Here is a 23,803-nt window from a genome sequence, read left to right as displayed (position 1 = left end):
AAACTTCTTTTAATACTTTTTATGGTGTGTGGAGCAGCTTCCCATGGGTCAACCTTGGAAATCTGTTCCGCATGCCCTATTAAATCCATCAAAGAAGGAATTGGCCAAGCCCAAGCCTATGACACCCTGCTAATCAAGAAGGGTACTTATTTAGAATTCGATATCATCGTGGACAGGCCCTTGACCATCATAGGTAAAGATTACCCTGTTGTTGATGGCGAGGACCAAGGGGAAATATTCACGGTTACTTCAGACGACGTTACCATTGATGGATTGTTCATCATCAACGTTGGCACCAGCTATACATCAGATTATGCAGCCATACGAGTGGTTAAAAGCAAAAACTTCCTCATACAAAATGTAGTCTTGGAAAAGCTTTTTTTTGGCATTTATCTGGAAAAATCCACTGACGGCCGAGTGTACCACAACAAAATTATTGGAGATGCCGTGGAAGAATTTAACTCCGGGAACGGCATACAGCTCTGGTATTGCAACAATGTATCCGTTGAGCAGAATATTGTGCAGCATGTAAGGGATGGAATCTATTTGGAGTTTTCCGATCAGATAGTCATCAAGAACAATATCAGTACCAACAATGTACGTTACGGCCTTCATTTTATGTTCTCCAATGATGATTTATACCAAGACAATACCTTTGAAAATAATGGTGCCGGAGTTGCCGTAATGTTTTCCAAGAAGATAAAAATGTACAATAACACCTTCAAGAAAAATTGGGGTGCCGCCTCTTTCGGAATGCTTTTAAAGGAAATTAACGACTCCGAGATTATTGGCAATACATTTGAAGAAAACACGGTGGGTATCAGCATTGAAGGTTCCAATCGTATTGACTATAAGGAAAATGATTTTGTGAACAATGGATGGGCATTGAAAGTCCGAGGGGCCTGCTACGGCAATATTTTTTCATCCAATAATTTCCTGTACAACTCTTTTGATGTTTCCTATAACAGCAAATTGAACGACAACTCTTTCAGTGGTAACTACTGGAGCAATTATACGGGTTATGATTTGGATAAGAACGGGGTTGGCGATGTGCCGTACAGACCTGTAAAACTCTTTTCGTACATTGTCAATAGAACTCCTGAAACCATTGTTTTGCTGCGAAGCCTTTTTATGGATATCATCGATTTTTCCGAAAAAGTTTCTCCAGTTTTCACTCCGGATAATTTAAGGGACAATAGTCCATTAATGAAAAAACTGCAATGATCCAAGTAGCTAATCTTCATAAAAAATTTGGTAAAACCCAAGTACTGGACAACCTTGATCTAGACATTGACGGGGGCGGTATTTTTGCCATTCTCGGGCCCAACGGTTCAGGAAAAACCACCTTGATCAAAAGTATTCTGGGCATGGTGATCATGGATAAGGGAAGCATTTCAGTACTGGGCAGCGCCATCAAAACCAATTGGAACTATCGCAAGGAAATCAACTACCTCCCACAGATTGCCAATTTCCCAGGCAATCTCAAAGTAAGGGAACTGATCAAGATGATCGTAGATCTTAGGCAAAAGCCCAACAGGGCGGATGAACTCATTGAGCTGTTTAAGCTAGAGGACTTCCTGGATAAAAAATTGACCACTCTTTCCGGTGGCACCAAACAAAAAGTAAATATTGTCTTATCCTTTATGTTTGATTCCCCACTGCTTATCCTGGATGAACCCACCACTGGATTGGATCCTTTAGCCTTGATCAATCTCAAAAAATTGATTCAGGAAGAAAAGAACAAGGGCAAAACCATTTTGATTACCTCCCATATCCTCCAATTTGTGGAGGAGGTGGCTGACGAAATCATTTATCTACTAGAAGGGAAAATATATTTTAAAGGCAGCCTAGCCCAATTAAAGAGTAAAACACAACAAACAGACATTGAACACGCCATTGCGGCCATTGCAACCCAGCCTCAACATGCTTAAAATTCTAAAATATAGTTTTTACGACCTCATGCGCAGCCGTTGGAGCTATGTGTACTTTATTTTTTATCTATTGCTGGGTTTCGTCCTGCTTTTTTTGAACAATGATGTAAGCAAAGCGGTAATAACCTTAATGAACATTATCATTGTGTTGGTGCCTTTGATTGCTACCATTTTCGGTGTTATGTATTACTACAATTCCAAGGAATTCACCGAACTCCTGTTGGCACAACCCATCAAAAGAACTTCCATTTTTTTAGGGCAATATCTGGGGGTTTCGGGCTCCTTGGCAATGAGCTTGGTGTTGGGATTGGGCATTCCCTTTACGCTCTACGGTTTATTGAAGAGCAATGCTATTTGGGATTTCTCACTCCTTTTGGTGACAGGGGCATTTCTCACCTTCATCTTTACGGCATTGGCCTTTAACATTGCGTTATCCAATGAAAATAAAATTAAAGGGTTTGGGTATGCCGTGCTGTTGTGGTTGTTCTTGGCGGTCATCTATGATGGTATTTTTCTGATTTCGCTGATCATTTTTGAAGAATATCCCTTGGATACTTTTTCCTTGGTATCCACCATGTTAAATCCTATTGACCTTTCCCGTACCTTGATTCTTCTAAAACTGGACATTTCAGCATTATTGGGATATACGGGAGCCGTTTTCAAGAAGTTCTTTGGGACTAATTTTGGATTTTTTGTCTCCATGGGTGTCTTGATGATCTGGACCATACTTCCGGTTTGGAGAATGGTTCACAAGGCAAAAAGAAAAGATTTTTAGCACCCTACTTCCGTCTTTTTTTGTCACTAATTTTAGTTTAGTTGTCAAAAAGCGAAAAAATCGTAGCCTCTTCAGCTTATTTTTATACTTTGTTGGATAAATACTTCCAACCTATGCAAATAATTGAAAATTCCACGGTCTATGATGTAATTATTGTAGGCTCGGGTGCCGGCGGCGGAATGGCTACAAAAATACTTTCCGAAGCAGGATTAAAAGTAGCCGTAGTTGAAGCAGGCCCTTACTTTGATCCAGCCGATCCAGAACAAATGACCCAATTGAAATGGCCACATGAATCACCCAGACGTGGAGCCAGTACCATTAGGCCCTTTGGGGATTTTGATTCTGCCTATGGCGGATGGGAAATTGAAGGGGAACCCTATGTCAAAGAAGAAGGCACAGATTTCAAGTGGTTCCGTTCACGGATGCTGGGAGGGAGAACCAACCACTGGGGTAGAATTTCCTTGCGTTTTGGCCCTAAGGATTTTAAAAGAAAGAATATTGATGGGCTTGGAGACAATTGGCCCATTGGCTACGATGATGTTAAGCCTTACTACGATAAAGTAGATAAGCTAATTGGGGTTTTTGGCACCAATGAGGGTTTGCCTAATGACCCTGATGGTTTTTTTCTTCCACCTCCAAAACCAAGGTTGCACGAACTTTTCTACATTAAAGGAGCAAGAAAATCCAACATTCCGGTATATCCGTCCAGGATGTCCATGCTAACCAAAAAAATAAATAACGATAGAGGTGTATGTTTCTATTGCGGACAATGCTCTAGGGCATGCCAGGTGTACGCGGATTTCTCTTCTGGAACTTGCCTCATATTTCCAGCCCAAAAAAATGGCGGGCAAATAGATTTATTTGTCAATTGCATGGTCAGGGAAGTCACCACGAATGAAGAAGGAAAAGCTACTGGTGTTTCCTATATCAATAAAGAGGATCGCAAGGAGTATAAGCTTAAAGGAAAAATAGTGGTTTTGGCTGCCTCAGCCTGTAGTTCCGCTAGAATACTGCTCAATTCCAAAAGTACCCAGCATCCCAACGGTTTGGGGAATAGTAGCGATATCGTGGGCAAATATTTGCACGATTCAACAGGAACCAATAGAATGGCATTTGTTCCCGACTTGATGAACCGTGAAACCTATAACGAAGATGGTGTGGGCGGAATGCATGTGTACACCCCCTGGTGGTTGGAAAATGAAAAACTGGATTTCCCTAGGGGATACCACATTGAAATGTGGGGTGGTTTGGGCATGCCCAGCTACGGATTTGGATTCAATGTGAACGATTTTAATTCCTTCTTTGGATTACCTGTGGGTGGATATGGAAACGGACTGCGGAAGGATATCAAAAAATACTACGGCTCCGTAATTGGAATGGCGGGCAGAGGTGAGTCCGTTGCCCAAAAAGACAACTATTGCGAGATTGACCCTACCAAAGTGGATGAATTTGGTGTTCCCATCCTCAAATTCAATTATAAATGGACGGACCATGAGATCAAGCAGGTAAAACACATGCACGATACGTTTGAGGAAATAATGCATAACATGGGAGGCGAACCTTTGGGCGGAAAACCGGGCAAGGATACCAATTATGGTATTTTGGTACCAGGTGAAATTATTCACGAGGTAGGTACAACCCGAATGGGAGACGATAAGAAAACCTCGGTGGTCAACAGCCACCAACAGCTGCATGATGTGGATAATGTTTTTATTGTTGATGCAGGCCCGTTTGTATCCCAAGCAGATAAAAATCCAACCTGGACCATTTTGGCCCTCTCCTGGAGAACATCAGATTATATAGTAGAGCAACTTAAACAACAAAATATTTAACCATGGATAGAAGAAAAAGTCTAAAGTCTATACTCCTTGGAGGTGTGGCCAGTGGATTGGCCGTCCATGGATGTAACCCTAAACCGGAGGCAACTGCGGAAGAAACTTTGGCCGTTAAGAAATATGCCTATGGGAGAACGCCCAAGGAACAGGAAGCTATTGAGGAACTTTTGTCCGAAACTTTTTTCAATGCACACGAAATGACCACCATTGCTGCCCTTTGCAACCTGATCCTGCCCGCAGAAGATGGGCTCAAAGGAGCATTGGATGCCGAAGTTCCTGATTTTATTGAGTTCATGGTCAAGGATATTCCAGACTACCAACCTACCCTTCGTGGGGGCTTGATGTGGCTTGATCATAAATGCAATACAGAATTCAATATGGAATTCATTGCGGCTTCAGAAGAGCAACAAAAGAGCATCTTGGATACCATTGCGTTTCCGGACATCACTGTTCCTGAAGCTGAAAGGCCTTTGGAGATTCAATTCTTCTCCTTGATGCGAAACCTGACCCTCACCGGATATTACACTACCAAGATTGGAATAGACGAACTGGGTTATAAAGGGAATTCGCCAAACGTTTGGGATGGAGTACCCGAGCATGTGCTTCAACATCACGGGGTTTCGTATGATGAAGACTGGCTGGCCAAATGTGTAGACCAAAGCAAGCGTGGCACCTTGGCCGAATGGGATGAAAATGGAAATTTGTTGACCTAATCAAAAAAGAACCCAAGCTTGCATGGCAAGCTAATTTTTACCGATATTTGCGCTCACATTTTTCAGTGCAATTCCTGAACGCCCACGTGGTGGAATTGGTAGACACGCTACCTTGAGGGGGTAGTGTTCGAAAGGACGTGCTGGTTCGACTCCAGTCGTGGGCACAAAACCGCATTTTATGCGGTTTTTTTGTTTCCAGCACCTACTATACAATGCTCAAAACCCATATTCAATCCCTAAATTACTCCTAAAATTTCCGCTCATTTATTAGGATGGCTCCATTTTAATTGTAAATTTGTTTAACCTTTACTTGAAAAAGATGAACAATGTAAAAAAATCTTTCAGCATTCGAGACATGGAAAATTTGTCTGGAATTAAGGCTCACACCATCCGAATCTGGGAAAAGAGATACAATTTGTTTACTCCTGAACGGACAAGTACCAACATTAGGACGTATAGTTTAGGCAGCTTGCAAAAGCTGTTGAATGTTACCCTTTTATACAATAATGGATATAAAATTTCAAAAATTGCCAAACTGGAAGAATCCAAAATTCCAGTTTTAGTCCGTGAAATTGTTTCCAATACCAGTGAAAAGGACCATGCGGTCAATGCATTTAAGCTGGCTATGGTCAATTTTGACCAAGTCCTTTTTCTAAATACATACAACAGCCTTTTGGCGGATCGTTCCTTTAAGGACATTTTCAGTGAAGTGTTAATTCCCTTGTTGAACGAATTGGGACTCCTTTGGCAAACGGACACCATTAGCCCGGCTCATGAGCATTTTATTTCCCACTTGATCAAACAAAAAATCCATATCAATACGGAAAAACTGCAGATGCTGGAACCTACCAAAAAGGATAAGGTTTTTGCCCTGTTTCTTCCCGAGAACGAAATTCATGAAATTGGATTGCTCTATCTCAATTATGAAATCAATTTGAGGGGTTACAAGTCTATTTATTTGGGCCAGACCATGCCTATTGAAAATTTGGTGGACTTGCTCAAGTATTACGACAATGTCCATTTTGTAAGCTATTTCACGGTCTCCCCAACCAAGGATGATCTATCTGCCTATTTTAAAGAGTTTTCAGAGACCTTGGGCTTGTCGGGTAATTCCAAACTTTGGGTATTGGGACATCAAATAAGGTACATTACCGATGAAGAACTTCCCCAACATATAAGGACCTTCAATTCCATTGACCAGTTAATGGAATCCATCTAAAAACCAGTCCTATGAAGGTCATTGTCATTGGTTCTGGTTTCTCTTCCCTATCCGCTGCCTGTTATCTGGCTAAAGCTGGTCTGGAAGTGGAAATTCTGGAGAAAAACGCCACAGTTGGAGGCCGGGCCAGACAATTGATCAAAGAAGGGTTCACTTTCGATATTGGTCCCAGTTGGTATTGGATGCCAGATATTTTTGAAAACTTCTTTGCGGATTTCGGCAAAAAACCATCGGATTATTACCAATTGGAAAAGCTAAGTCCGGCCTATAAGATCTTCTTTAAGGACGATAGTGTAACCATTGGTGACTGTATGGATCAAATTTGTCTTGAATTTGACCGTATTGAAAGCGGCAGTGGAAATCACCTTCGGACTTTTATCAAAAAAGCCCAGGAGAATTACAATATTGCCATTAACAAAGTGGTCCTAAAGCCTGGTATCTCCCCTTTTGAATTGGTGACCAAGGATACGGTACTTCGCTTGGACCAATTTTTCAAGAGCATAAGCCAAGAGGTACGGAAGCGGTTTGAAAACCCCAAATTGATCTCTACTTTGGAGTTTCCTGTGTTGTTTTTGGGAGCCAAGCCCAGCAAGACCCCTTCTTTTTACAGCTTTATGAATTTTGCGGATTTCGGTTTGGGAACATGGCATCCCAAGGGTGGTATGTACGAAATCATTAAGGCAATGGTTCAATTGGCCCAAGAACTCGGGGTCAAAATTCGAACCAATCATCCTGTTGATAAAATTTTGGTACTTGATGGAGAAATCTGCGGTGTCCGTAGCAATGGTGCTAACCTTACCTCCGATTATGTGATAAGCGGTGCTGACTACCATCATTCCGAAACCTTGTTGGATAAAAAATATCGGCAATATTCCGAAACCTATTGGGATACCCGTACCTATGCCCCCTCTGCCCTTTTGTTTTACGTAGGATTCAACAAAAAATTGAAAAACGTTCATCATCATAATCTCTTTTTTGACACCGATTTTGAACGGCACACCCAAGAAATCTATGATGAACCCCAATGGCCGAGTGACCCTTTGTTTTATGCCAACTTTCCTTCCATAACAGATGGAACCATGGCTCCCAAAGACAATGAAACAGGATTCTTTCTTGTCCCCATTGCACCCAATTTAGAGGACACTACAGAATTGAGGGCTCAATATTTTGATATTGTGATGGATAGATTTGAATCTTTGACAGAGCAAGAAGTAAGAAATTCCATTATCTTTAAAGAGAGCTTCTGCGTTAAAGATTTTATTGAGCAATACAATTCCTATAAGGGTAATGCCTACGGAATGGCCAATACACTGAAACAAACAGCTTTTTTAAGACCAAATCTTAAAAGCAGCAAGGTAAAAAACTTGTTTTTCACAGGTCAGCTTACGGTTCCTGGTCCAGGAGTACCACCGGCTTTGATTTCTGGAAAATTAGTGGCAAATCTGTTAACCAAAAACTTAAAGTGATGAAATCTATCTTCGATGATGTCTCCAGGGATTGCAGTAAGATTGTTACCAAGACTTATAGCACTTCCTTTGCTTTGGCCACAAAAATGTTGGCGCCTTCCATTCGAAAGGACATCTACAATATTTATGGGTTTGTGCGTTTTGCGGATGAAATTGTGGACACTTTTCACGATTATGACAAAGAGGTTTTGTTTGATCAGTTTGAAAGGGACATGGAATTGGCTTTGGAGCGAAAAATTAGCCTCAATCCTATATTAAATTCCTTTCAGCATACCTATCACAAATATGATATCCCACATCATTTGGTAGAAGCTTTTATGAACAGTATGCGAATGGACCTCACCAAGAAAGACTATCAGAGTTTTGAGGAATACAAGGGTTACATTTATGGTTCCGCAGATGTAGTTGGACTTATGTGCCTCTGTGTTTTTGTGAACGGAGATCAGGCAAAATATGAGGAACTCAAGGAATATGCCATGGCTTTGGGCTCGGCCTTTCAAAAAGTGAACTTTCTGCGTGATCTAAAAGCGGATTTTGAAGATTTGGAACGCACCTATTTTCCCAACACCAACTTGATGGAGTTGGATGAGGCCTCCAAAAAACGGATTGTAGACGAAATTAGAGCTGATTTTGCCATGGCCTACTCAGGAATTCTTAAACTTCCAAAAGAGGCCAAATTTGGGGTTTATACCGCCTATAGGTACTACAAAAAACTGCTTCAGAAACTACAGAGTACGCCTCCCCTGGAAATTAAGAACACCCGGATCCGTGTGCCGGATTATCAAAAATTGGGGCTTTTGGCCCAGTCGTATGTAAATTATAAACTCCAACTGCTCTAAATGAAGATTGCCCTTTGGATATTGATTTTTTTGGGGACTTTTTCCATTATGGAATTTATGGCCTGGTTCACGCATAAATATGTGATGCACGGCTTCTTATGGAGTTTACACAAAGATCACCATAAAAAGGACCACGACTCTTGGTTTGAGCGCAATGATGCCTTTTTCATTTTCTATGCCATTGTTAGCATGGTCTGCTTCTATTTGGGAGCGGAAACCGAATTTTGGTACGGCTGGCCCTTGGGTTTTGGTATTTTGGCCTATGGTATTGCTTACTTTATGGTGCACGATATTTTCATCCACCAACGTTTTAAGTGGTTCAGAAACGCCAACAATTGGTATGCTAGAGGAGTGCGCAGAGCCCATAAAATTCACCACAAACACTTGAGCAAGGAAGACGGGGAATGTTTTGGGATGCTGGTAGTACCTTTCAAATACTTCAAGAAATAAAATCACTCAGCCACCAGCTGATCCAATAACTCCCAAGTCTCTTCGGAATCCCATTGGGCTGCTCCAATTTCCCTAACCACAATAGCTCCCGATTTATCAAGTATAAAGGTTGCAGGAATGCTTCGCGATACCAATAAATCAGGTGTGCGGGAAGCTTCAAAATACACAGGAAGGTCAAATTCCCGCCTGGCCAAAAAAGATTGCACCTTTTCTTTCTCGTCATTGGCAACAAATGCGAATACCACTTTGTCCTTATATGCATTGTGAAGTCTGTCCATGCTAGGGAGTTCCGCAACACAAGGAGGGCACCAAGTAGCCCAAAAATTGACCAAAACTACTTTTCCGCGGGTATTTTCAAAGTTGAGCTGATTACCATCCAAATCCACCAAGCTCCAGTGGTAATTTTCCAAAGTTTCCCTTTTATCTTCAGCAATAACAGCAGCATTGCCCGAAAACAGTTTACCCGTTAAAACGCGAAGATGAAATCCAATCGGGGTAAATAAAATCAGGATGATGGCCAAAATCCAGATTCCATTGCTAATTTGTTCCTTGCTCAACTTCATGGTAATTCCACTATTCCGCTATCAAAGTGTCCAGGAGCGTGTACACTTTATCATTGCTCCAATCCGCAATCTTCTCTTTATAAATGACAACATTGCCTGACTTATCAATCACATATGAAGCGGGAACCACATCAGGATTTATGGGCATTTTTTCGCCAATGATCAAATAGGTCACTGGAAAGGTGTATTCATGTTTTTCCATAAATTCCTCAACCGGAGGTCTATTCTCATTGGTAATTATATAGAAATCCATCTTTCCCTTGTAGGCATCGTACATTTCTTGGATACTGGCAAGCTCTGCTTCACTGGGCAATCGCCATGAGGCCCATAAATTGATGAAGACCACTTTTCCCTTGGATCGCTCAAAATTGAAGAAATTCCATTCAGCATCTTTCAATTTCCAGTCAAAGTCCCCCAATTTTTCCCTTTGGGAAGCCTCTATAATAGGTGGTGCCGAAGCAAAAATCCTATTCAGCAACACTTTGCCATAGTGACCTGTGGGGCCAAAAAAAAAGGAAAGCACAAAAAGAATCAGAATAACGTTAATGATAGTCTTTTTAGTTCCTTTTTTCATTTCGATGGGTTTGTCTCAAAACTAAAAAACTCCTGACATAAAATCAGGAGTTTTTCATATTTAAAGTAAAACTATTTTAAGCATTTTCCTTTTTGATCATATTCAAGGCAGAACCCTCCTTGAACCAATCAATTTGGGAAGCATTGTACGAATGGTTTGCAATGATATTGTCTTTGCTACCATCAGCATGAACCACTTCCAAGGTTAAGGGCTTACCTGGAACGAAATCTGCAATATCCACAAAATTGAAGGTATCGTCCTCTTGAATCAAATCGTAATCGCTTTCATTGGCAAAAGTCAGAGCCAACATCCCTTGCTTCTTCAAATTGGTTTCGTGAATCCTAGCAAAAGATTTCACCAAAACAGCGGCAACTCCCAAATGTCTTGGCTGCATGGCCGCATGTTCCCTAGACGATCCTTCCCCGTAATTATGGTCTCCCACAACTATGGTTCTAATCCCCTCTTTCTTGTAGGCTCTTTGCGCATCTGGAACTGCTGCATATTCTCCTATAAGTTGGTTCTTCACAAAATTGGTCTGCTTGTTAAAGGCATTTACGGCACCTATCAAGGTGTTATTTGCAATATTGTCCAAATGCCCCCTGTACCTCAACCAAGGTCCAGCCATGGAAATATGGTCCGTAGTACATTTTCCAAAAGCCTTGATCAATAATTTTACACCTTGCAGGCTCTCTATGGAAATAGGAACAAATGGCTCCAACAATTGAAGTCTTTCAGAAGTGGACGATACCACTACCTGAACTCCACTTCCGTCTTCCATGGGAGCAATGAATCCAGCATCTTCCACAGCAAAACCTTCAGGAGGCAATTCATAGCCTCTTGGTTCATCCAACATCACTTCTTCCCCATCCTCATTGATCAATTTATCCGTTACTGGATTAAAATCCAGTCGACCTGAAATAGCAATTGCGGTAACCAATTCAGGTGACCCTACAAATGCAAGTGTATTTGGGTTTCCATCCGCACGCTTGGCAAAGTTTCTATTGAAGGAGTGTACAATGGTATTTCTGGGTCCTTCCGCCGCCTTATCTCCATATCTATCCCACATTCCAATACATGGGCCACAGGCATTGGCAAATACGGTTGCCCCAATACTGTTGAAGGTATCAATAAATCCATCACGGTCAATAGTGTAGCGCACTTGTTCCGATCCCGGAGTAATCGTGAACTTGGATTTGGTCTTTAAGTTTTTATCTGCAACTTGTTTAGCCAAGGAAGCCGCTCTCGAAATATCCTCATAAGAAGAGTTGGTACAGGATCCGATAAGACCCACCTCAACATTCAAAGGCCAGTCATTGGCCTTAGCGGCCTCACTCATTTGGGAAATTGGCGTAGCCAAATCTGGAGTAAAAGGACCGTTCAAATGAGGTTCTAAGGTACTTAGATCGATTTCTATTAGCTGATCAAAGTATTGCTCTGGATTTGCATACACTTCAGGATCCGCTGTAAGGTGTTCTTTCACTTCCAATGCCGCATCCGCCACATCCGACCTATCGGTTGCACGTAAATAGCGATCCATGGATTCATCATAACCAAAAGTAGAGGTGGTTGCCCCAATTTCGGCTCCCATATTACAAATGGTTCCCTTACCGGTACAGGACATAGCGGTGGCTCCTTCTCCAAAATATTCAACAATGGCCCCAGTTCCTCCTTTTGCGGTAAGAATACCGGCAACTTTTAGAATTACATCCTTTGGAGCGGTCCAACCGGATAGTTTTCCGGTCAATTTTACACCGATCAGTTTTGGAAATTTCAGTTCCCAAGCCATTCCAGCCATTACGTCCACAGCGTCAGCTCCACCAACTCCAATGGCCACCATTCCCAAACCGCCTGCGTTAACAGTGTGGGAGTCGGTTCCAATCATCATACCACCGGGAAAGGCGTAGTTTTCCAAAACCACTTGGTGGATAATTCCTGCTCCAGGCTTCCAAAATCCAATTCCATATTTATTGGATACGGATTCCAAAAAGTTGAATACCTCATTACTGGTTTCGTTGGCACGTTTCAAATCCGTTTTGGCATCGACTTTGGCTTGAATAAGGTGATCACAATGTACCGTTGTGGGCACGGCAACCTTGGGTTTACCGGCATGCATAAACTGCAACAAAGCCATTTGGGCGGTTGCATCCTGGCAAGCTACCCGATCAGGAGCAAAATCCACATAGTCCTTGCCCCTTGTAAACTGTTTTGTGGGTGTTCCTTCCCACAAATGGGAATACAATATTTTTTCAGCTAGGGTCAACGGTTTTCCCACTAAGTCGCGGGCCTTCTCGATGCGCTCACCCATGGAGGCATATACCCCCTTGATCATGTCAATGTCAAACGCCATTCTGCAATTGGATTTAAGATTTTTGTAATTCGGCTAATTTACTAAAATACCTACGATTTAGGAATTAGAATTTAGCAAATAAGTCGAGGGAATATTGTATTTATAACAATTCCAGGATGATTTTCTCCTCAGAAATGCCTTCGGCCTCCGCTTTGTAGTTTTTGAGAATTCTATGGCGAAGAATTCCCATGGCCACTGCTTGGACATCTTCAATATCCGGTGAGAATTTTCCATGGATCGCAGCATGTGCTTTTGCTCCCAAGACCAAATTCTGGGATGCCCTTGGGCCTGCGCCCCAGTCCACGTAAGTATTTATAAAATCAGAGGTGTTTGGTATTCCAGGGCGGGTCTTGTTTACCAAGTTTACCGTGTAGTCTATGACATTATCGGGTACGGGAATTCTCCGCACCAAATGCTGAACAGCCACAATTTCTTCCGCGTTAAAAAGCGGATTTAGTTCTGGATGCTCATCTGAAGTTGTGGATTTCACAACCTGGATTTCTTCTGCGATGGACGGATATTTGAGCTCAATGGCAAACATAAATCGGTCCAATTGCGCTTCGGGCAAGGGATAGGTTCCCTCTTGTTCTATTGGGTTTTGGGTTGCCAAAACAAAATAGGGCATGGCAAGCTTATGTTGCTCTCCTGCTATGGTCACCGCCTTTTCTTGCATGGCCTCCAATAACGCAGCTTGGGTTTTGGGCGGGGTACGGTTGATTTCATCCGCTAAAATGATATTCGCAAAAACGGGTCCTTTGATGAACTTAAAATTTCTGTTTTGATCCAATACCTCACTCCCTAAAATATCGCTGGGCATTAAATCCGGGGTAAATTGGATTCGTTTAAAATCCAGACCCAGGGTTTGGGCAATGGTATTTACCATCAAGGTTTTGGCCAAACCAGGAACACCAATCAACAGCGAATGCCCCCCCGTATATATGGAAAGTAGAATTTGCTCGATCACCTTTTCCTGGCCCACAATGACCTTGGCAATCTCATCTTTTAATTCTTGATGTTTTTTTACGAGACTTTCTACCGCTGCAACGTCTGACATGCACTTACTCCTTTACCCAGTTGTTTGCAAAATCGCACTCCCTGTTTTCGTTGTTAACATGGATGTAGGTGTCTTCAATGTGCTCGTTCATCCACTCTTTTATAGCCTTGAACTGCTTTTCACGCAGGGCCAATTCCTGAATTTTGAGATAGTCCTTTGCAAAATCTGCTCTATGCTCGTCATAGCGATTGGAAATCTTCATGATCTTAAATTTGGGAGGGCCTCCCCTGGGATCATCTTCCTTTATGGGTCTCGAAATTTCTTCGTCCTTTAGATTTCGTACCTGATTGTACAGCGCGGGATCCATATTGGTCAATTCAAACCGTGAACCGTAGTTGATGGGGTTTCGGAGTACACCACCATCATTTTTGGTTTCTTTTTCATCGGAAAAGTTCAGGGCCGCCTCTGCGAAGGTGTATTTTCCGTCCATGATGTGTTGGCGAATACTGTCCAGTTCCTTGACGGCAGCATCAATGGCACTTTGCGGAATTTCAGGAATCATTAAAATGTGCCTAAGATCCAGTTCCTGTCCGCGTATTTTTTCAATGAAGATGATGTGGTATCCAAACGGGGATTCAAAAGGTTCGGATATTTCCCCTTCCTGCAAGCTAAATGCCACATCCTTAAATTCCTTTACAAATGGGGTTTCCCTCGTCATACTATAAAAACCTCCCTTGGATTTGGAACCTGGGTCTTGGGAATAAAGAATGGCTTTTACATTGAAACTGGCATCGTTATCCTCCACATCCTGTTTGATCTGTTTCAAACGGTCTATAACCTTTTGTTTTTCCTCTTCGGGTGCCGTAGGTTGTTTTACAATCTGGGCAATTTCAAGTTCCGCTCCAAAAACAGGCAATTCATCTTCGGGAATCTTACTAAAGAACTGCCTCACCTCTTCAGGGGTTACCTCCAGTTCTTCCACTATACTGCTCTGCATTTTTTCAGATAGCATGCGCAACTTATTGATTTCGAAGAGTTCTTCCCTAAAACTTTCGATATCAGGTTTCTTATAGAACTTGAGCACTTTATCCATAGACCCAACTTGGGCTACCAACTGCTGAATCTGTCTATCGCTCTGCGCATTTACCTGATCATCGGAAACCAGCAAACTGTCCTGAACCGCCTGGTGGGCATATAAACGATCTTCCATCAACTTGCCCAAAAGACTGCATTTGGTAATATCTTCGGTAGATGCCCCTTGACTTTTTAAATCGATCAATGTTTTATCCACATCGGAATCCAAGATTACATAATCCCCAATTACCGCTGCAATTCCATCCAACTTTACCCGCTTAATAGCCTCCGTTGAATCTGCTGTGGCCTGCATGGCCTGATCAGCATCCTGGGCATTAAGGATTCCAGCAATTGCAAAAAACAATAGGCCAAATACTTTTTTATTCATCTTTTTCATATACCTCAAATTCTTTCTTCTTAATAGCTTCGTCAATTATCTCAGTTTCCAGCTTTCTAACGTATTGCATTCTCCTACGATTCAAAATCAGCTGTTTAATATCTGGTAAAATATACTCAAAAGGAGCTATATCATTAATTTCCAGGACATCTGTAACCTGTCCCAAATATACCTCCAAGGAATCCTGTAATTCAAAAAATTGTGATTTTTTTAAGTAGTCCTCTTCATTCAAAGGGGTTAGAGGTGGGATTTCCTCCATTACACGGGAGGTACGTACCCAAATAGAATCGTTGAAATGGATCTTCTTGAACTGTACCGCAATGGAATCCAGATATATACGATCCTCCTCACTCCATGCTTTCATTCTCGAAACCACATCGTCCTTGTCCAAAAATTGAGCAGGCAGCCCAACAAATCGAAGTTGAACCAGTTTTTCACCCAGTTTAAAATTCTCTTTTTCCCTTTCGTAATATTGTCTAAGCTGCGCAGTGGAAACAGCCGTATCTTGCTCTTTGAACACCAAAGCTTCAACATACGCCCTTGTATATAGATCGGACCTGTAATCGGAAACCAAGCGATCAAACTCTGCCAATTTTTCCTCAGGTAAGTTGATCTTGGATTTGGATAGCAACAATTGCTTGGAAGCCCAATTGTTAATATAATTGGTCACAAAGAGGGCACTATCCTGGGGCGACATATCATCCCGAATCAAAGGAGCCACATCTTCCCTGTACAAAAATTCCTCCCCAACCCTGGCCAAAGGTTCTTTTTCCACTTTTTGCCTGAACAAGGAATCGCAGGAAGTGAGAACCAACAAGCCTGATATCAAAACTGAGAATAAAGTATGCTTTTGAAAACCATGCATTGCGCAAAAATAACAATTACTTAAACCCTTACAAGTAGGTTATATCCCTGTTAACAGATTTTTATTAGCCAATCCCCACTATTTAATTTATTACATTAGTAGCAGAACCTATACCGATGAAATACACTTGTGAAATTACAGTTGATCTTCCACGGGATGCATTTATTGAAAAATTGGACAATCCCGATAATATGAGACATTGGCAACGGGGGCTTTTGGGCTATGAACATTTATCCGACAAACCTGGCACAGAAGGTTCCCAGATGTCCTTGAGATATAAAATGGGCAAACGGGAGTTTGAAATGGTAGAAACTATTTTAAAACGCAACCTTCCGGACGAATTCCACATGACCTATGATACCAAAGGGGTACACAACATCCAAAAGAACCATTTTAAGGAAGTTGACGGAAAAACCCTCTGGGTTTCGGAAAGCGAGTTTCAGTTTTCCGGTTTTGGCATGAAATTGATGGCGTTTCTGATGCCTGGCGCATTCAAAAAACAGTCTTTAAAGTATCTGGAAGATTTTAAGGCTTTTGCCGAAACAGGAAAATCAGTTCTGGATAATGGATAAAGTACTGGACAAAAAAATCAAGCTCATTTGGGATTTTCGGGGACCAGGGGCAGCGCGAACAGCCGAACACTACCGCAAACATCTGGAAGAATTTATTGTGATCGAAGAGCTCAAGTTTGACATTACGGGCCATAAGCACTTGAGCCCCACCCACAGCATCACCTTTATGGTGGTTGCCGAATTTGAGCTACCAGAAGTAAAGGACATACTAAAACCCCACAGGGGAGAAGTGTATTTGGATGGATACTAAAATTTCAATCTTTGTTAAGGTAATCGCCACCGTTCTATTGCTGACAGTGATTTTCATATCCTGTGAGGGAAATTCCAAGGGCAATGTGCTAGATGCGGTTCTTGCATCAAATAACCCCAAAATTAAAATGGTGATGGACAGTTTGGAGCAGTTTGAGGTGCAAATAAGATATACCCAAATAGACCGCTCACAGGACAGCATTGTTTTTACCGATTACGACTTTCAAGTGGATGAAGACAACTATTTTTATCCTGCCAGTACGGTCAAGTTTCCAGCTGCGGTCGCCGCTTTGGAAAAAATAAATGAAATTGATTCCCTTTCCGTGAACACCCGTTTTTATGTGGAAGGAGATTCCGTAGAGACCACTTTTGCCAAGGCGGTTTCAGAGATTTTTGCGGTTTCGGACAATGCGGCCAACAATCGATTGCTTGAGTTATTGGGACAGGATCAGCTGAACCAACGAATGCAAGAAAGGGGGGTGGAACCTATCCGAATTGCGCATCGTCTTTCCACTTCAAATGCCGATGAGATTACCTCAAAATCCTTGGTCATATACCTAAACGATTCTACCACATCGCTCAGTCAACCTATTATAAACACATTTCCAGAGGAACTTGCCATAAAGCGCGTCCATAAAGGAAGTGGGTACTACGATGACGAAGGACTCCAAAATGGCGCCTTTGATTTTTCCTTGAAAAACTATTATCCAATAAAAGCCCAACACGCGCTGTTAAAACGAATCATATTTCCTGAAAGTTTTGTGGTGGAAGAGCGTTTCAATCTAAGCTCCGAGCAACGGCGTCTTCTACTTGATGCCATGTATATGCTTCCTGGGGATGTGGGGTACGATTCGGAGAAATACTATGACAGTTATGTAAAATTCTTCATGTTTGGAGATTCAACAGACCCCATTCCAGACCACATTAAAATCTACAACAAAGTGGGTTACGCCTACGGTACCTTGACCGACTGTGCCTACATCACAGATGAGCAAAACGACATTGATTTTCTGGTGACTGCGACCATTTTGGTCAATAAAGATGGTATCTTTAATGATAATGCCTACGAATACGACGAGATTGGGATCCCATTTTTAGCACAATTGGGAAGGGAACTTTATCAACAAGAATTAAAACGGAAACGATGAGCCAACTTACGTTTGACAGCTTCACCAAGAAGATTTATATAAAGTCCACCATGGAAAAGCTCTACTGGTGTTGGGGTACTGAAGCGGGAATTTGCTCCTGGTTTTTACGTTCTTCAGTGTACACATCCACCAGCGGAGAACGGCGTAAACCAGAAGATCAGGTTCAAGCTGGGGACAGTTACACTTGGATGTGGCATAACTGGGACGGAGAGGAAAAAGGAACAGTACTGAAGGCGAATGGAAGCGATTTCTTGGAAATCTCCTTTGCGGACAGCAAAGTTTCTGTCTCTTTGGAACAGCATGAAACCGCAGTACTGGTCAGTTTAAAACAACACCAAATCCCTACAGATGAGACCAGCAAGCTCAACATACATCATGGGTGCAGCAATGGATGGACCTTTTGGCTGGCCAACCTAAAAGCCTATTTGGAGCATGGAATTCTATTGAATGAGACTGAATTCGATTTAAGGAATATCCCCCTATCGGGCTACGAGTTTGTGAATATGTAAATTGATATCGGCCCAATAAAAGAAATAACTGTTTATGCGGTTAAATACCCTTTTAATAGGCGATTGTCACTTCGAGCGTAGTCGAGAAGTCTTAATAAAACCGATTCTTTAGCTGGCCTCGACTGCGCTCGACCTGACAAACATCACAAGCTATTTATAATCTACTAAACAGGTATATTTTCAAATTCAATTCACATTGAATCATGTAAAAAGTTTTGCTCCATTATGTTGTCACGGCAGGATGTATCAGATTACAATCAAGGAAATCAGAAAAATAATGATCATCGCAGTAACGCCTAAAACCAAAGTTCCTGCTGTCTGAATCTGGTTACCTTGTCGCACGTTCATCCCAGTGAGTTCCGTAAATACCCAAAAGAAACTATCGTTGGCATGTGAAACCACGGCAGATCCAGCCCCGATGGCCAGAACGGTCATGGTTTTCATAAAGGGTGCATCCAACCCCAAAGCTGGTAAAATGGGTGCTACAATGGACGCTGTGGTTATGAGGGCCACGGTGGAGGAACCTTGGGTGGTCTTTAAACAAGCCGCTAAAAGAAACGGGAAAAACAGCCCTATTTGAACATCGGACAGGCTTTCTGTTATCACCTCTGCCATCCCAGAATTCTGAAGCATTTTTCCAAATATTCCACCAGCACCTGTAATCAATATTATAGGAGCGGCAATTTTTACCGAATCCCCTATCCAACCCGAAGCGGCATAGATTTTTTTATCCAGTTTTTCAGGTAAAAGCAAGGTGAGGATAATTCCTATCAACAGGGCAATCATGGGAGTGCCCAAAAAAGAAACAATGGGATAAAACGAGCTTTCCTGCAATCCCAGTTCAGGATAATCAAAAATCGATTTTAAAACGATAAGCAAGATTGGCACAACTATCGAAAGCATCGATTTCCATAATTTGGGGAGGTGTGATGGGTTTTCAATGCTTTCCAAGCGATACGGAATGATAATTTTGGAGGCCACCTTTTTTGCAAAAAGATAGCATGTACTCAATGACAACAAACTCACTAAAATTCCCCAGGCCACCACACTACCCAATGGGGCATCCAAAATGCCTGCCGCTGCAATGGGTCCTGGAGTTGGAGGAACCATGACGTGGGTTGCCGTTAAACCCAAAGCCAAAGCCGCGGTGGTTCCAGCATAAGAGACTTTTGCTTTATGGGATAAGGCTTTGTTCAAGGAATTCATCATAAGAAAAGCACTGTCGGCGAATACGGGAATAGACAATACGTAGCCTGTTAACATCATGGCCAAATGAATAGATCTTTCCCCAATCCATTGTAAAATGGAGTTGGCAATGACAAGCGCTCCTCCCGATTTTTCCAAAATGGTGCCTATAACCACCCCAAAAAATATGATCAATCCAATTTTGCCCATAATACCGCCAAATCCATCGTTAATGGAAGCGATGATCGTGGAAACATCCATTCCCGCCAAAAAGCCATATCCAATAGCTGCTAGTAATAGCACAAAAAAGGGATGGATCCCAAACCGTACAATACCTAAAATGATAAAAGCCAAAGCAAGCAGCAATGCAACGATATAAAGCATAGTCAATGTTTAAGATGAAGTTGTTTTTGATTTTTCATATTGCATCGTGTTGAGGGAATATTACCATTCGGTAAAACTTCCATCTTCATTTCTCCAAATAGGATTGCTCCATTGATGACCAACTTTCTGAGCCTCCTTTAATTTTTCCTCATCAATACGCACTCCCAAGCCAGGTTCTTTGAGTAATGGGATGTACCCATCCTCCAGGGTGAAAACTTCCGGGTTTTCCATATAGTCCAAAAGATCGTATCCTTGATTATAGTGAATGCCCAAGCTACTTTCCTGAATAACAGCATTTATGCAAGCAAAATCTATCTGCAATGCCGAAGCCAACGAGATAGGGCCCAATGGGCAATGGGGTGCCAGAGCCACATCATAGGCTTCCGCCATGGCCGCAATCCTTCGTACTTCCGAAATTCCACCTGCGTGACTAAGGTCGGGTTGGATAATATCAACCACCCCTCGATGAAGCACTTCTTTAAAATCCCATCTGGAATACATGCGTTCCCCTGTGGCAATAGGAATAGAGCTATAGGTATATATATGATCTAGGGCGTCGTTGTTTTCGGTCAATACGGGTTCTTCTATAAACATGGGATTGTAGGCTGCCAACTCATCAATGAGTGACTTTACCATGCCTTTGTGTACCCTTCCGTGAAAATCGAGGCCAATATCGAGTGCATTACCAAACTCTTCACGTAATAATTGGATGTTTTTGGCTACATCTTTTATTTTTTTGTTGGAATCAATCCACTCGAAAGCTCCCGTGGCATTCATTTTTACGGCCTTATAACCTTCTTTCACTTTGGATTGGGCTTGCTCAATGACCACTTCCGGGCTATCGCCACCAATCCAGCAATACATTTTCATTTTCTGCCTGACAGCACCTCCCAACAATTCATGGACAGGAACACCCAATGATTTTCCCTTGATATCCCAGAGTGCCTGATCAATTCCAGCCAAGGCGCTCATTAAAATGGGCCCGCCCCTGTAAAATCCACCTCTGTACAAGGTCTGCCAAATGTCCTCAATTGCGTGGGCGGAACGCCCTTTTAGGTATTGTGAAAGTTCATTTACACAAGCCGCCACGGTGTCCGCCCTACCTTCCACAACGGGTTCTCCCCACCCAAAAATGCCCTCCTTAGTGGTTATTTTCAAAAACAACCAACGCGGTGGAACCTTGAAGAGCTCTACTTTTTCAATCTGTAATGCGTCCATATTTCTTTGTAAATGCTACGAATTGTTGCGCCTTACTGACGATTTCGCCCAAATCTTCTTGCTTACTTGTCTCCTTTTTAACCAATGTACTAGCAATGCCAACGCCATCAATTCCCGCCTTGAACCACTCTTCCAAATTATCCATTCCGATTCCACCTACGGCAAAGAATTTAGTTTCTGAAAAGGGCCCTTTTAGGGATTTGAAGTACGAAATACCCAACTGACCGGAAGGAAAGAGCTTTATGATGTCCGCACCATAAACAACCGCATTCGCAATTTCCGTCGGGGTAAAAGCTCCCATGGCAACAGGTATGTTAGCCTTAATCGCTTTATCCGTTACTTCTTTATTGGTATTTGGGGTTATCAAAAATTGGGCTCCTGCCTTTATGGCCTTTAGTGCGAGTTCTGTGTTTGTAATCGTCCCGGCGCCGATCAAAATATTGGGATACTTCTTTCTGGCATCGGCAATTTCCATTTCAAAACCAGGAGTGTTCGAGGTAATTTCCAATACCTTGATTCCCCCTTGAACCAAGGCGTCAATAACCTTGGATGTATACTGTCCGTTTTTTAGCCGAACAATGGAAATGAGCTTTTCTTCCAGTAACTGCTGTACAATCTCTTCTTTTTTCATCGTATCACGTGCCCAGATAGGTTGCCATTCATAATTGAGCGTATTTCTTCTTCAGTGCTTGTGTGCAAATCTCCCTTTAGGGTGTGTTTTAATGCAAAAGCAGCCGTTGCAAACTCTATACTTGTATCGCTATTCCATCCATTGTCAATAGCATGCAAATAAGCCGCCGCAAAGGCATCACCAGTACCAAAACGATCTTCAATCTGCACACTATAAGGTTTGGATGTAGTTATTTCACCATTTGACCAGAGCATTCCCATCAACTTGTTTTGGGAAGCCGAGTCGTGCTCCCGGATTGTAAATACCATATTGTTGACATTAAATAAGCCATTGACTACCTTCATAGCTTCTTTTGTCCGCTCTACGACATTATCTCCTGAAAATTCTAGATCGTATACATCTGCCAATGCGCCCAGATTAGCAAAAACGGTATCTGAACTTGCAATTATGGAATTAAATACTTCCCTAGCTGCCTTACCATCTTGCCATAGTGATCTTCTAAAGTTTAAATCAAAACTGACTTTAACTCCCATTTCTTTGGCGATTTTTGCAAGCCATATGGTTTCCTTGGCACACCGGGCTGACAAGGCAGGCGTAATTCCTGAAAGATGTAACCACTCCTTGTCCTTCAAAATGGTTTTCCAATCAAATTCTTTGGCTTTTATTTGGCTTATGGCTGAGTTTTCTCTGTCATAAATTACCTTGGATGGTCGGATGGACGAGCCCAATTCAATAAAATAGGTTCCCAATCGCTTACCTCCTACCAATACATTTTCTGTGGAAACCCCAAATTGTTTGAGGCTCATCAAGGCAGCATTACCTATAGGATTTTTAGGCACCTTGCTCACAAAATCAACTTGATTTCCCAAACAGGCGAGGGAAACCGCTACATTGGATTCTGCCCCAGCATAACCCACAGAAAATTTGGGAGCCACGGATAGTTTACCGCCCTTTACTGCTGGGGTAAGTCGTAACATGATTTCACCAAAAGTGACAAATCCTTTCATGGTCTTAGTGCTTTTATATAGTTTTCACGAGTGACTTTTAAATGCTCCTTCATAAAACTTTCCGCTCTTAATGGGTGTTTTCCAATGATGGCATCGGTTATCATTTGATGGAAATAGAGCATTTTTTCTTTTTCTTCCTCCAAATTTCCTGCAATCGTCTTACCAAAAACACCGAGCTTAAATTTTGGCATCAAATTGAAAACAGGGTCTATCAACATATGAAGTACAGGATTATCAATGCAGTCAAGGATGATTCTATGGAATTGATTGTCCAATTCAGCTTCTTCCTTTTTGTCCTCTAACGGACACTGCCGCATCTTTTCCATATTCTCCTGAAGCAGATCCATGTGTTTTTCCTTTCTGATTACTGCCGATTTTGAAGCAATCATAGGTTCTATCATAGCACGGGAATCTATGGTATGCAGCAGTACATCCTGATTGGAAGAGAGGCCAAAGAAAAGATTCAAGGTCTCAGAAGCATTTTGGATACTCATTTCTGAAACATAAACCCCGCTTCCCTTTTTCACGTCGACAATCCCCTTGGCATTGAGACCCTTTATCGCTTCCCTAACCACTGTTCTGCTCACATTAAAAATGGAACAAAGCTCATTTTCCGTAGGTATTTTTTGCAAAGGTTGGTATTGGCCTATTCTAATGGCCCTGGTCAATTCAGCCTCCACATGCCCGCTCAGAGATTCGCGTTTTTCAATGGGTTCAAACATCAAATTCTAAATTTGTCATACATCATACAAATTTATAAAAATAAATATACTTACCTAGTGCATAACAAGTTCAACCCATCATGTAGTCCATTTGGGCAGTGCGCCTGAAATGGAACTACCACTTTCAGGAATGCAC

At 42.1% G+C, this 23,803-nt stretch carries 24 protein-coding genes and 1 tRNA gene; 14 read left to right on the top strand and 11 right to left on the bottom strand.

What is annotated here, in order from left to right:
• The first annotated feature begins 21 nt into the window (after nucleotides 1–21).
• From ACOOE0_RS11535 to ACOOE0_RS11490, 10 genes are all read left to right on the top strand, one after another.
• Complete coding sequence (locus ACOOE0_RS11535; RefSeq protein WP_420399065.1) at nucleotides 22–1,224, top strand: nitrous oxide reductase family maturation protein NosD; 1,203 nt, start codon at nucleotides 22–24, stop codon at nucleotides 1,222–1,224.
• Entirely contained in the window at nucleotides 1,221–1,931 is a 711-nt protein-coding gene (locus ACOOE0_RS11530; RefSeq protein WP_420399064.1) for an ABC transporter ATP-binding protein, read from the top strand. Before ACOOE0_RS11535 ends, ACOOE0_RS11530 begins: the two co-directional genes overlap by 4 nt.
• Nucleotides 1,924–2,706 (top strand): ABC transporter permease, encoded by a 783-nt coding sequence (locus ACOOE0_RS11525; protein ID WP_420399063.1) that lies wholly within the window; start codon nucleotides 1,924–1,926, stop codon nucleotides 2,704–2,706. The genes ACOOE0_RS11530 and ACOOE0_RS11525 overlap by 8 nt, the downstream gene beginning before the upstream one ends.
• A gap of 113 nt (nucleotides 2,707–2,819) precedes the next feature.
• Nucleotides 2,820–4,538: a GMC family oxidoreductase gene (locus ACOOE0_RS11520; protein ID WP_420399062.1), complete on the top strand. Its 1,719-nt coding sequence runs from the start codon at nucleotides 2,820–2,822 to the stop codon at nucleotides 4,536–4,538.
• A 2-nt stretch (nucleotides 4,539–4,540) separates the two neighbouring features.
• The gene (locus ACOOE0_RS11515; RefSeq protein WP_420399061.1) at nucleotides 4,541–5,254 is read left to right on the top strand and encodes a gluconate 2-dehydrogenase subunit 3 family protein; all 714 of its coding nucleotides are present in this window, start codon (nucleotides 4,541–4,543) and stop codon (nucleotides 5,252–5,254) included.
• Between the two features lie 80 nt (nucleotides 5,255–5,334).
• Nucleotides 5,335–5,418, top strand: a tRNA-Leu gene (locus ACOOE0_RS11510).
• 155 nt (nucleotides 5,419–5,573) lie between these two features.
• Nucleotides 5,574–6,473 (top strand): MerR family transcriptional regulator, encoded by a 900-nt coding sequence (locus tag ACOOE0_RS11505; RefSeq protein ID WP_420399060.1) that lies wholly within the window; start codon nucleotides 5,574–5,576, stop codon nucleotides 6,471–6,473.
• 11 nt (nucleotides 6,474–6,484) lie between these two features.
• A complete protein-coding gene (locus tag ACOOE0_RS11500; RefSeq protein WP_420399059.1) occupies nucleotides 6,485–7,939 on the top strand; it encodes a phytoene desaturase family protein in 1,455 nt (484 codons plus the stop codon).
• A complete protein-coding gene (locus ACOOE0_RS11495) occupies nucleotides 7,939–8,778 on the top strand; it encodes a phytoene/squalene synthase family protein (protein WP_420399058.1) in 840 nt (279 codons plus the stop codon). The genes ACOOE0_RS11500 and ACOOE0_RS11495 overlap by 1 nt, the downstream gene beginning before the upstream one ends.
• Nucleotides 8,779–9,228, top strand: a complete 450-nt coding sequence (locus ACOOE0_RS11490; protein ID WP_420399057.1) for a beta-carotene hydroxylase — start codon at nucleotides 8,779–8,781, stop codon at nucleotides 9,226–9,228.
• Between the two features lie 2 nt (nucleotides 9,229–9,230).
• On the opposite strand, the gene ACOOE0_RS11485 is transcribed toward ACOOE0_RS11490, so the two are convergent.
• The 6 genes from ACOOE0_RS11485 to ACOOE0_RS11460 all read right to left on the bottom strand — a co-directional run bounded on the left by ACOOE0_RS11485 (nucleotide 9,231) and on the right by ACOOE0_RS11460 (nucleotide 16,042).
• The gene (locus ACOOE0_RS11485) at nucleotides 9,231–9,791 is read right to left on the bottom strand and encodes a TlpA family protein disulfide reductase (RefSeq protein ID WP_420399056.1); all 561 of its coding nucleotides are present in this window, start codon (nucleotides 9,789–9,791) and stop codon (nucleotides 9,231–9,233) included.
• A 10-nt stretch (nucleotides 9,792–9,801) separates the two neighbouring features.
• Nucleotides 9,802–10,365 (bottom strand): TlpA family protein disulfide reductase, encoded by a 564-nt coding sequence (locus tag ACOOE0_RS11480; protein WP_420399055.1) that lies wholly within the window; start codon nucleotides 10,363–10,365, stop codon nucleotides 9,802–9,804.
• 76 nt (nucleotides 10,366–10,441) lie between these two features.
• On the bottom strand, nucleotides 10,442–12,712 hold the full coding sequence (locus tag ACOOE0_RS11475; RefSeq protein WP_420399054.1) for an aconitate hydratase: 2,271 nt from the start codon (nucleotides 12,710–12,712) through the stop codon (nucleotides 10,442–10,444).
• 100 nt (nucleotides 12,713–12,812) lie between these two features.
• A complete protein-coding gene (locus ACOOE0_RS11470; protein ID WP_420399053.1) occupies nucleotides 12,813–13,766 on the bottom strand; it encodes an AAA family ATPase in 954 nt (317 codons plus the stop codon).
• A 4-nt stretch (nucleotides 13,767–13,770) separates the two neighbouring features.
• Nucleotides 13,771–15,168: a peptidylprolyl isomerase gene (locus tag ACOOE0_RS11465; RefSeq protein WP_420399052.1), complete on the bottom strand. Its 1,398-nt coding sequence runs from the start codon at nucleotides 15,166–15,168 to the stop codon at nucleotides 13,771–13,773.
• Nucleotides 15,161–16,042: a peptidyl-prolyl cis-trans isomerase gene (locus ACOOE0_RS11460; protein WP_420399051.1), complete on the bottom strand. Its 882-nt coding sequence runs from the start codon at nucleotides 16,040–16,042 to the stop codon at nucleotides 15,161–15,163. The genes ACOOE0_RS11465 and ACOOE0_RS11460 overlap by 8 nt, the downstream gene beginning before the upstream one ends.
• A 116-nt stretch (nucleotides 16,043–16,158) precedes the next feature.
• Here ACOOE0_RS11460 and ACOOE0_RS11455 point away from each other — a divergent pair, with 116 nt between their 5' ends.
• From ACOOE0_RS11455 to ACOOE0_RS11440, 4 genes are read left to right on the top strand one after another with little or no spacing between them, the layout of a single operon-like run.
• Nucleotides 16,159–16,614, top strand: coding sequence for an SRPBCC family protein (locus ACOOE0_RS11455; protein ID WP_420399050.1), 456 nt, complete (start codon nucleotides 16,159–16,161; stop codon nucleotides 16,612–16,614).
• Nucleotides 16,607–16,864 (top strand): hypothetical protein, encoded by a 258-nt coding sequence (locus ACOOE0_RS11450; RefSeq protein WP_420399049.1) that lies wholly within the window; start codon nucleotides 16,607–16,609, stop codon nucleotides 16,862–16,864. The genes ACOOE0_RS11455 and ACOOE0_RS11450 overlap by 8 nt, the downstream gene beginning before the upstream one ends.
• Nucleotides 16,854–18,011, top strand: a complete 1,158-nt coding sequence (locus ACOOE0_RS11445) for a serine hydrolase (RefSeq protein WP_420399048.1) — start codon at nucleotides 16,854–16,856, stop codon at nucleotides 18,009–18,011. Before ACOOE0_RS11450 ends, ACOOE0_RS11445 begins: the two co-directional genes overlap by 11 nt.
• Nucleotides 18,008–18,520 (top strand): SRPBCC family protein, encoded by a 513-nt coding sequence (locus tag ACOOE0_RS11440; RefSeq protein ID WP_420399047.1) that lies wholly within the window; start codon nucleotides 18,008–18,010, stop codon nucleotides 18,518–18,520. The genes ACOOE0_RS11445 and ACOOE0_RS11440 overlap by 4 nt, the downstream gene beginning before the upstream one ends.
• A gap of 246 nt (nucleotides 18,521–18,766) precedes the next feature.
• Here ACOOE0_RS11440 and ACOOE0_RS11435 read toward each other — a convergent pair whose 3' ends face one another.
• The 5 genes from ACOOE0_RS11435 to ACOOE0_RS11415 are packed head-to-tail and all read right to left on the bottom strand — an operon-like array spanning nucleotide 18,767 to nucleotide 23,667.
• Nucleotides 18,767–20,089, bottom strand: coding sequence for a GntP family permease (locus tag ACOOE0_RS11435; protein WP_420399046.1), 1,323 nt, complete (start codon nucleotides 20,087–20,089; stop codon nucleotides 18,767–18,769).
• Nucleotides 20,090–20,149: 60 nt separating this feature from the next.
• Nucleotides 20,150–21,307 carry a galactonate dehydratase gene (gene dgoD, locus ACOOE0_RS11430; protein ID WP_420399045.1) on the bottom strand — a complete coding sequence of 386 codons (1,158 nt, stop codon included), beginning with the start codon at nucleotides 21,305–21,307 and terminating at the stop codon, nucleotides 20,150–20,152.
• Nucleotides 21,288–21,938: a bifunctional 4-hydroxy-2-oxoglutarate aldolase/2-dehydro-3-deoxy-phosphogluconate aldolase gene (locus ACOOE0_RS11425; RefSeq protein WP_420399044.1), complete on the bottom strand. Its 651-nt coding sequence runs from the start codon at nucleotides 21,936–21,938 to the stop codon at nucleotides 21,288–21,290. Before ACOOE0_RS11425 ends, dgoD begins: the two co-directional genes overlap by 20 nt.
• Nucleotides 21,935–22,945 carry a PfkB family carbohydrate kinase gene (locus ACOOE0_RS11420; RefSeq protein ID WP_420399043.1) on the bottom strand — a complete coding sequence of 337 codons (1,011 nt, stop codon included), beginning with the start codon at nucleotides 22,943–22,945 and terminating at the stop codon, nucleotides 21,935–21,937. The genes ACOOE0_RS11425 and ACOOE0_RS11420 overlap by 4 nt, the downstream gene beginning before the upstream one ends.
• Nucleotides 22,942–23,667 carry a FadR/GntR family transcriptional regulator gene (locus ACOOE0_RS11415; protein WP_420399042.1) on the bottom strand — a complete coding sequence of 242 codons (726 nt, stop codon included), beginning with the start codon at nucleotides 23,665–23,667 and terminating at the stop codon, nucleotides 22,942–22,944. The genes ACOOE0_RS11420 and ACOOE0_RS11415 overlap by 4 nt, the downstream gene beginning before the upstream one ends.
• Nucleotides 23,668–23,803 lie beyond the last annotated feature (136 nt).

Source organism: Flagellimonas sp. (assembly GCF_965215805.1).
Taxonomy (GTDB): Bacteria; Bacteroidota; Bacteroidia; order Flavobacteriales; family Flavobacteriaceae; genus Flagellimonas.
The sequence above is the reverse complement of the archived record's forward strand: the minus strand, read 5'-3'. Positions and strand labels throughout refer to the sequence as shown.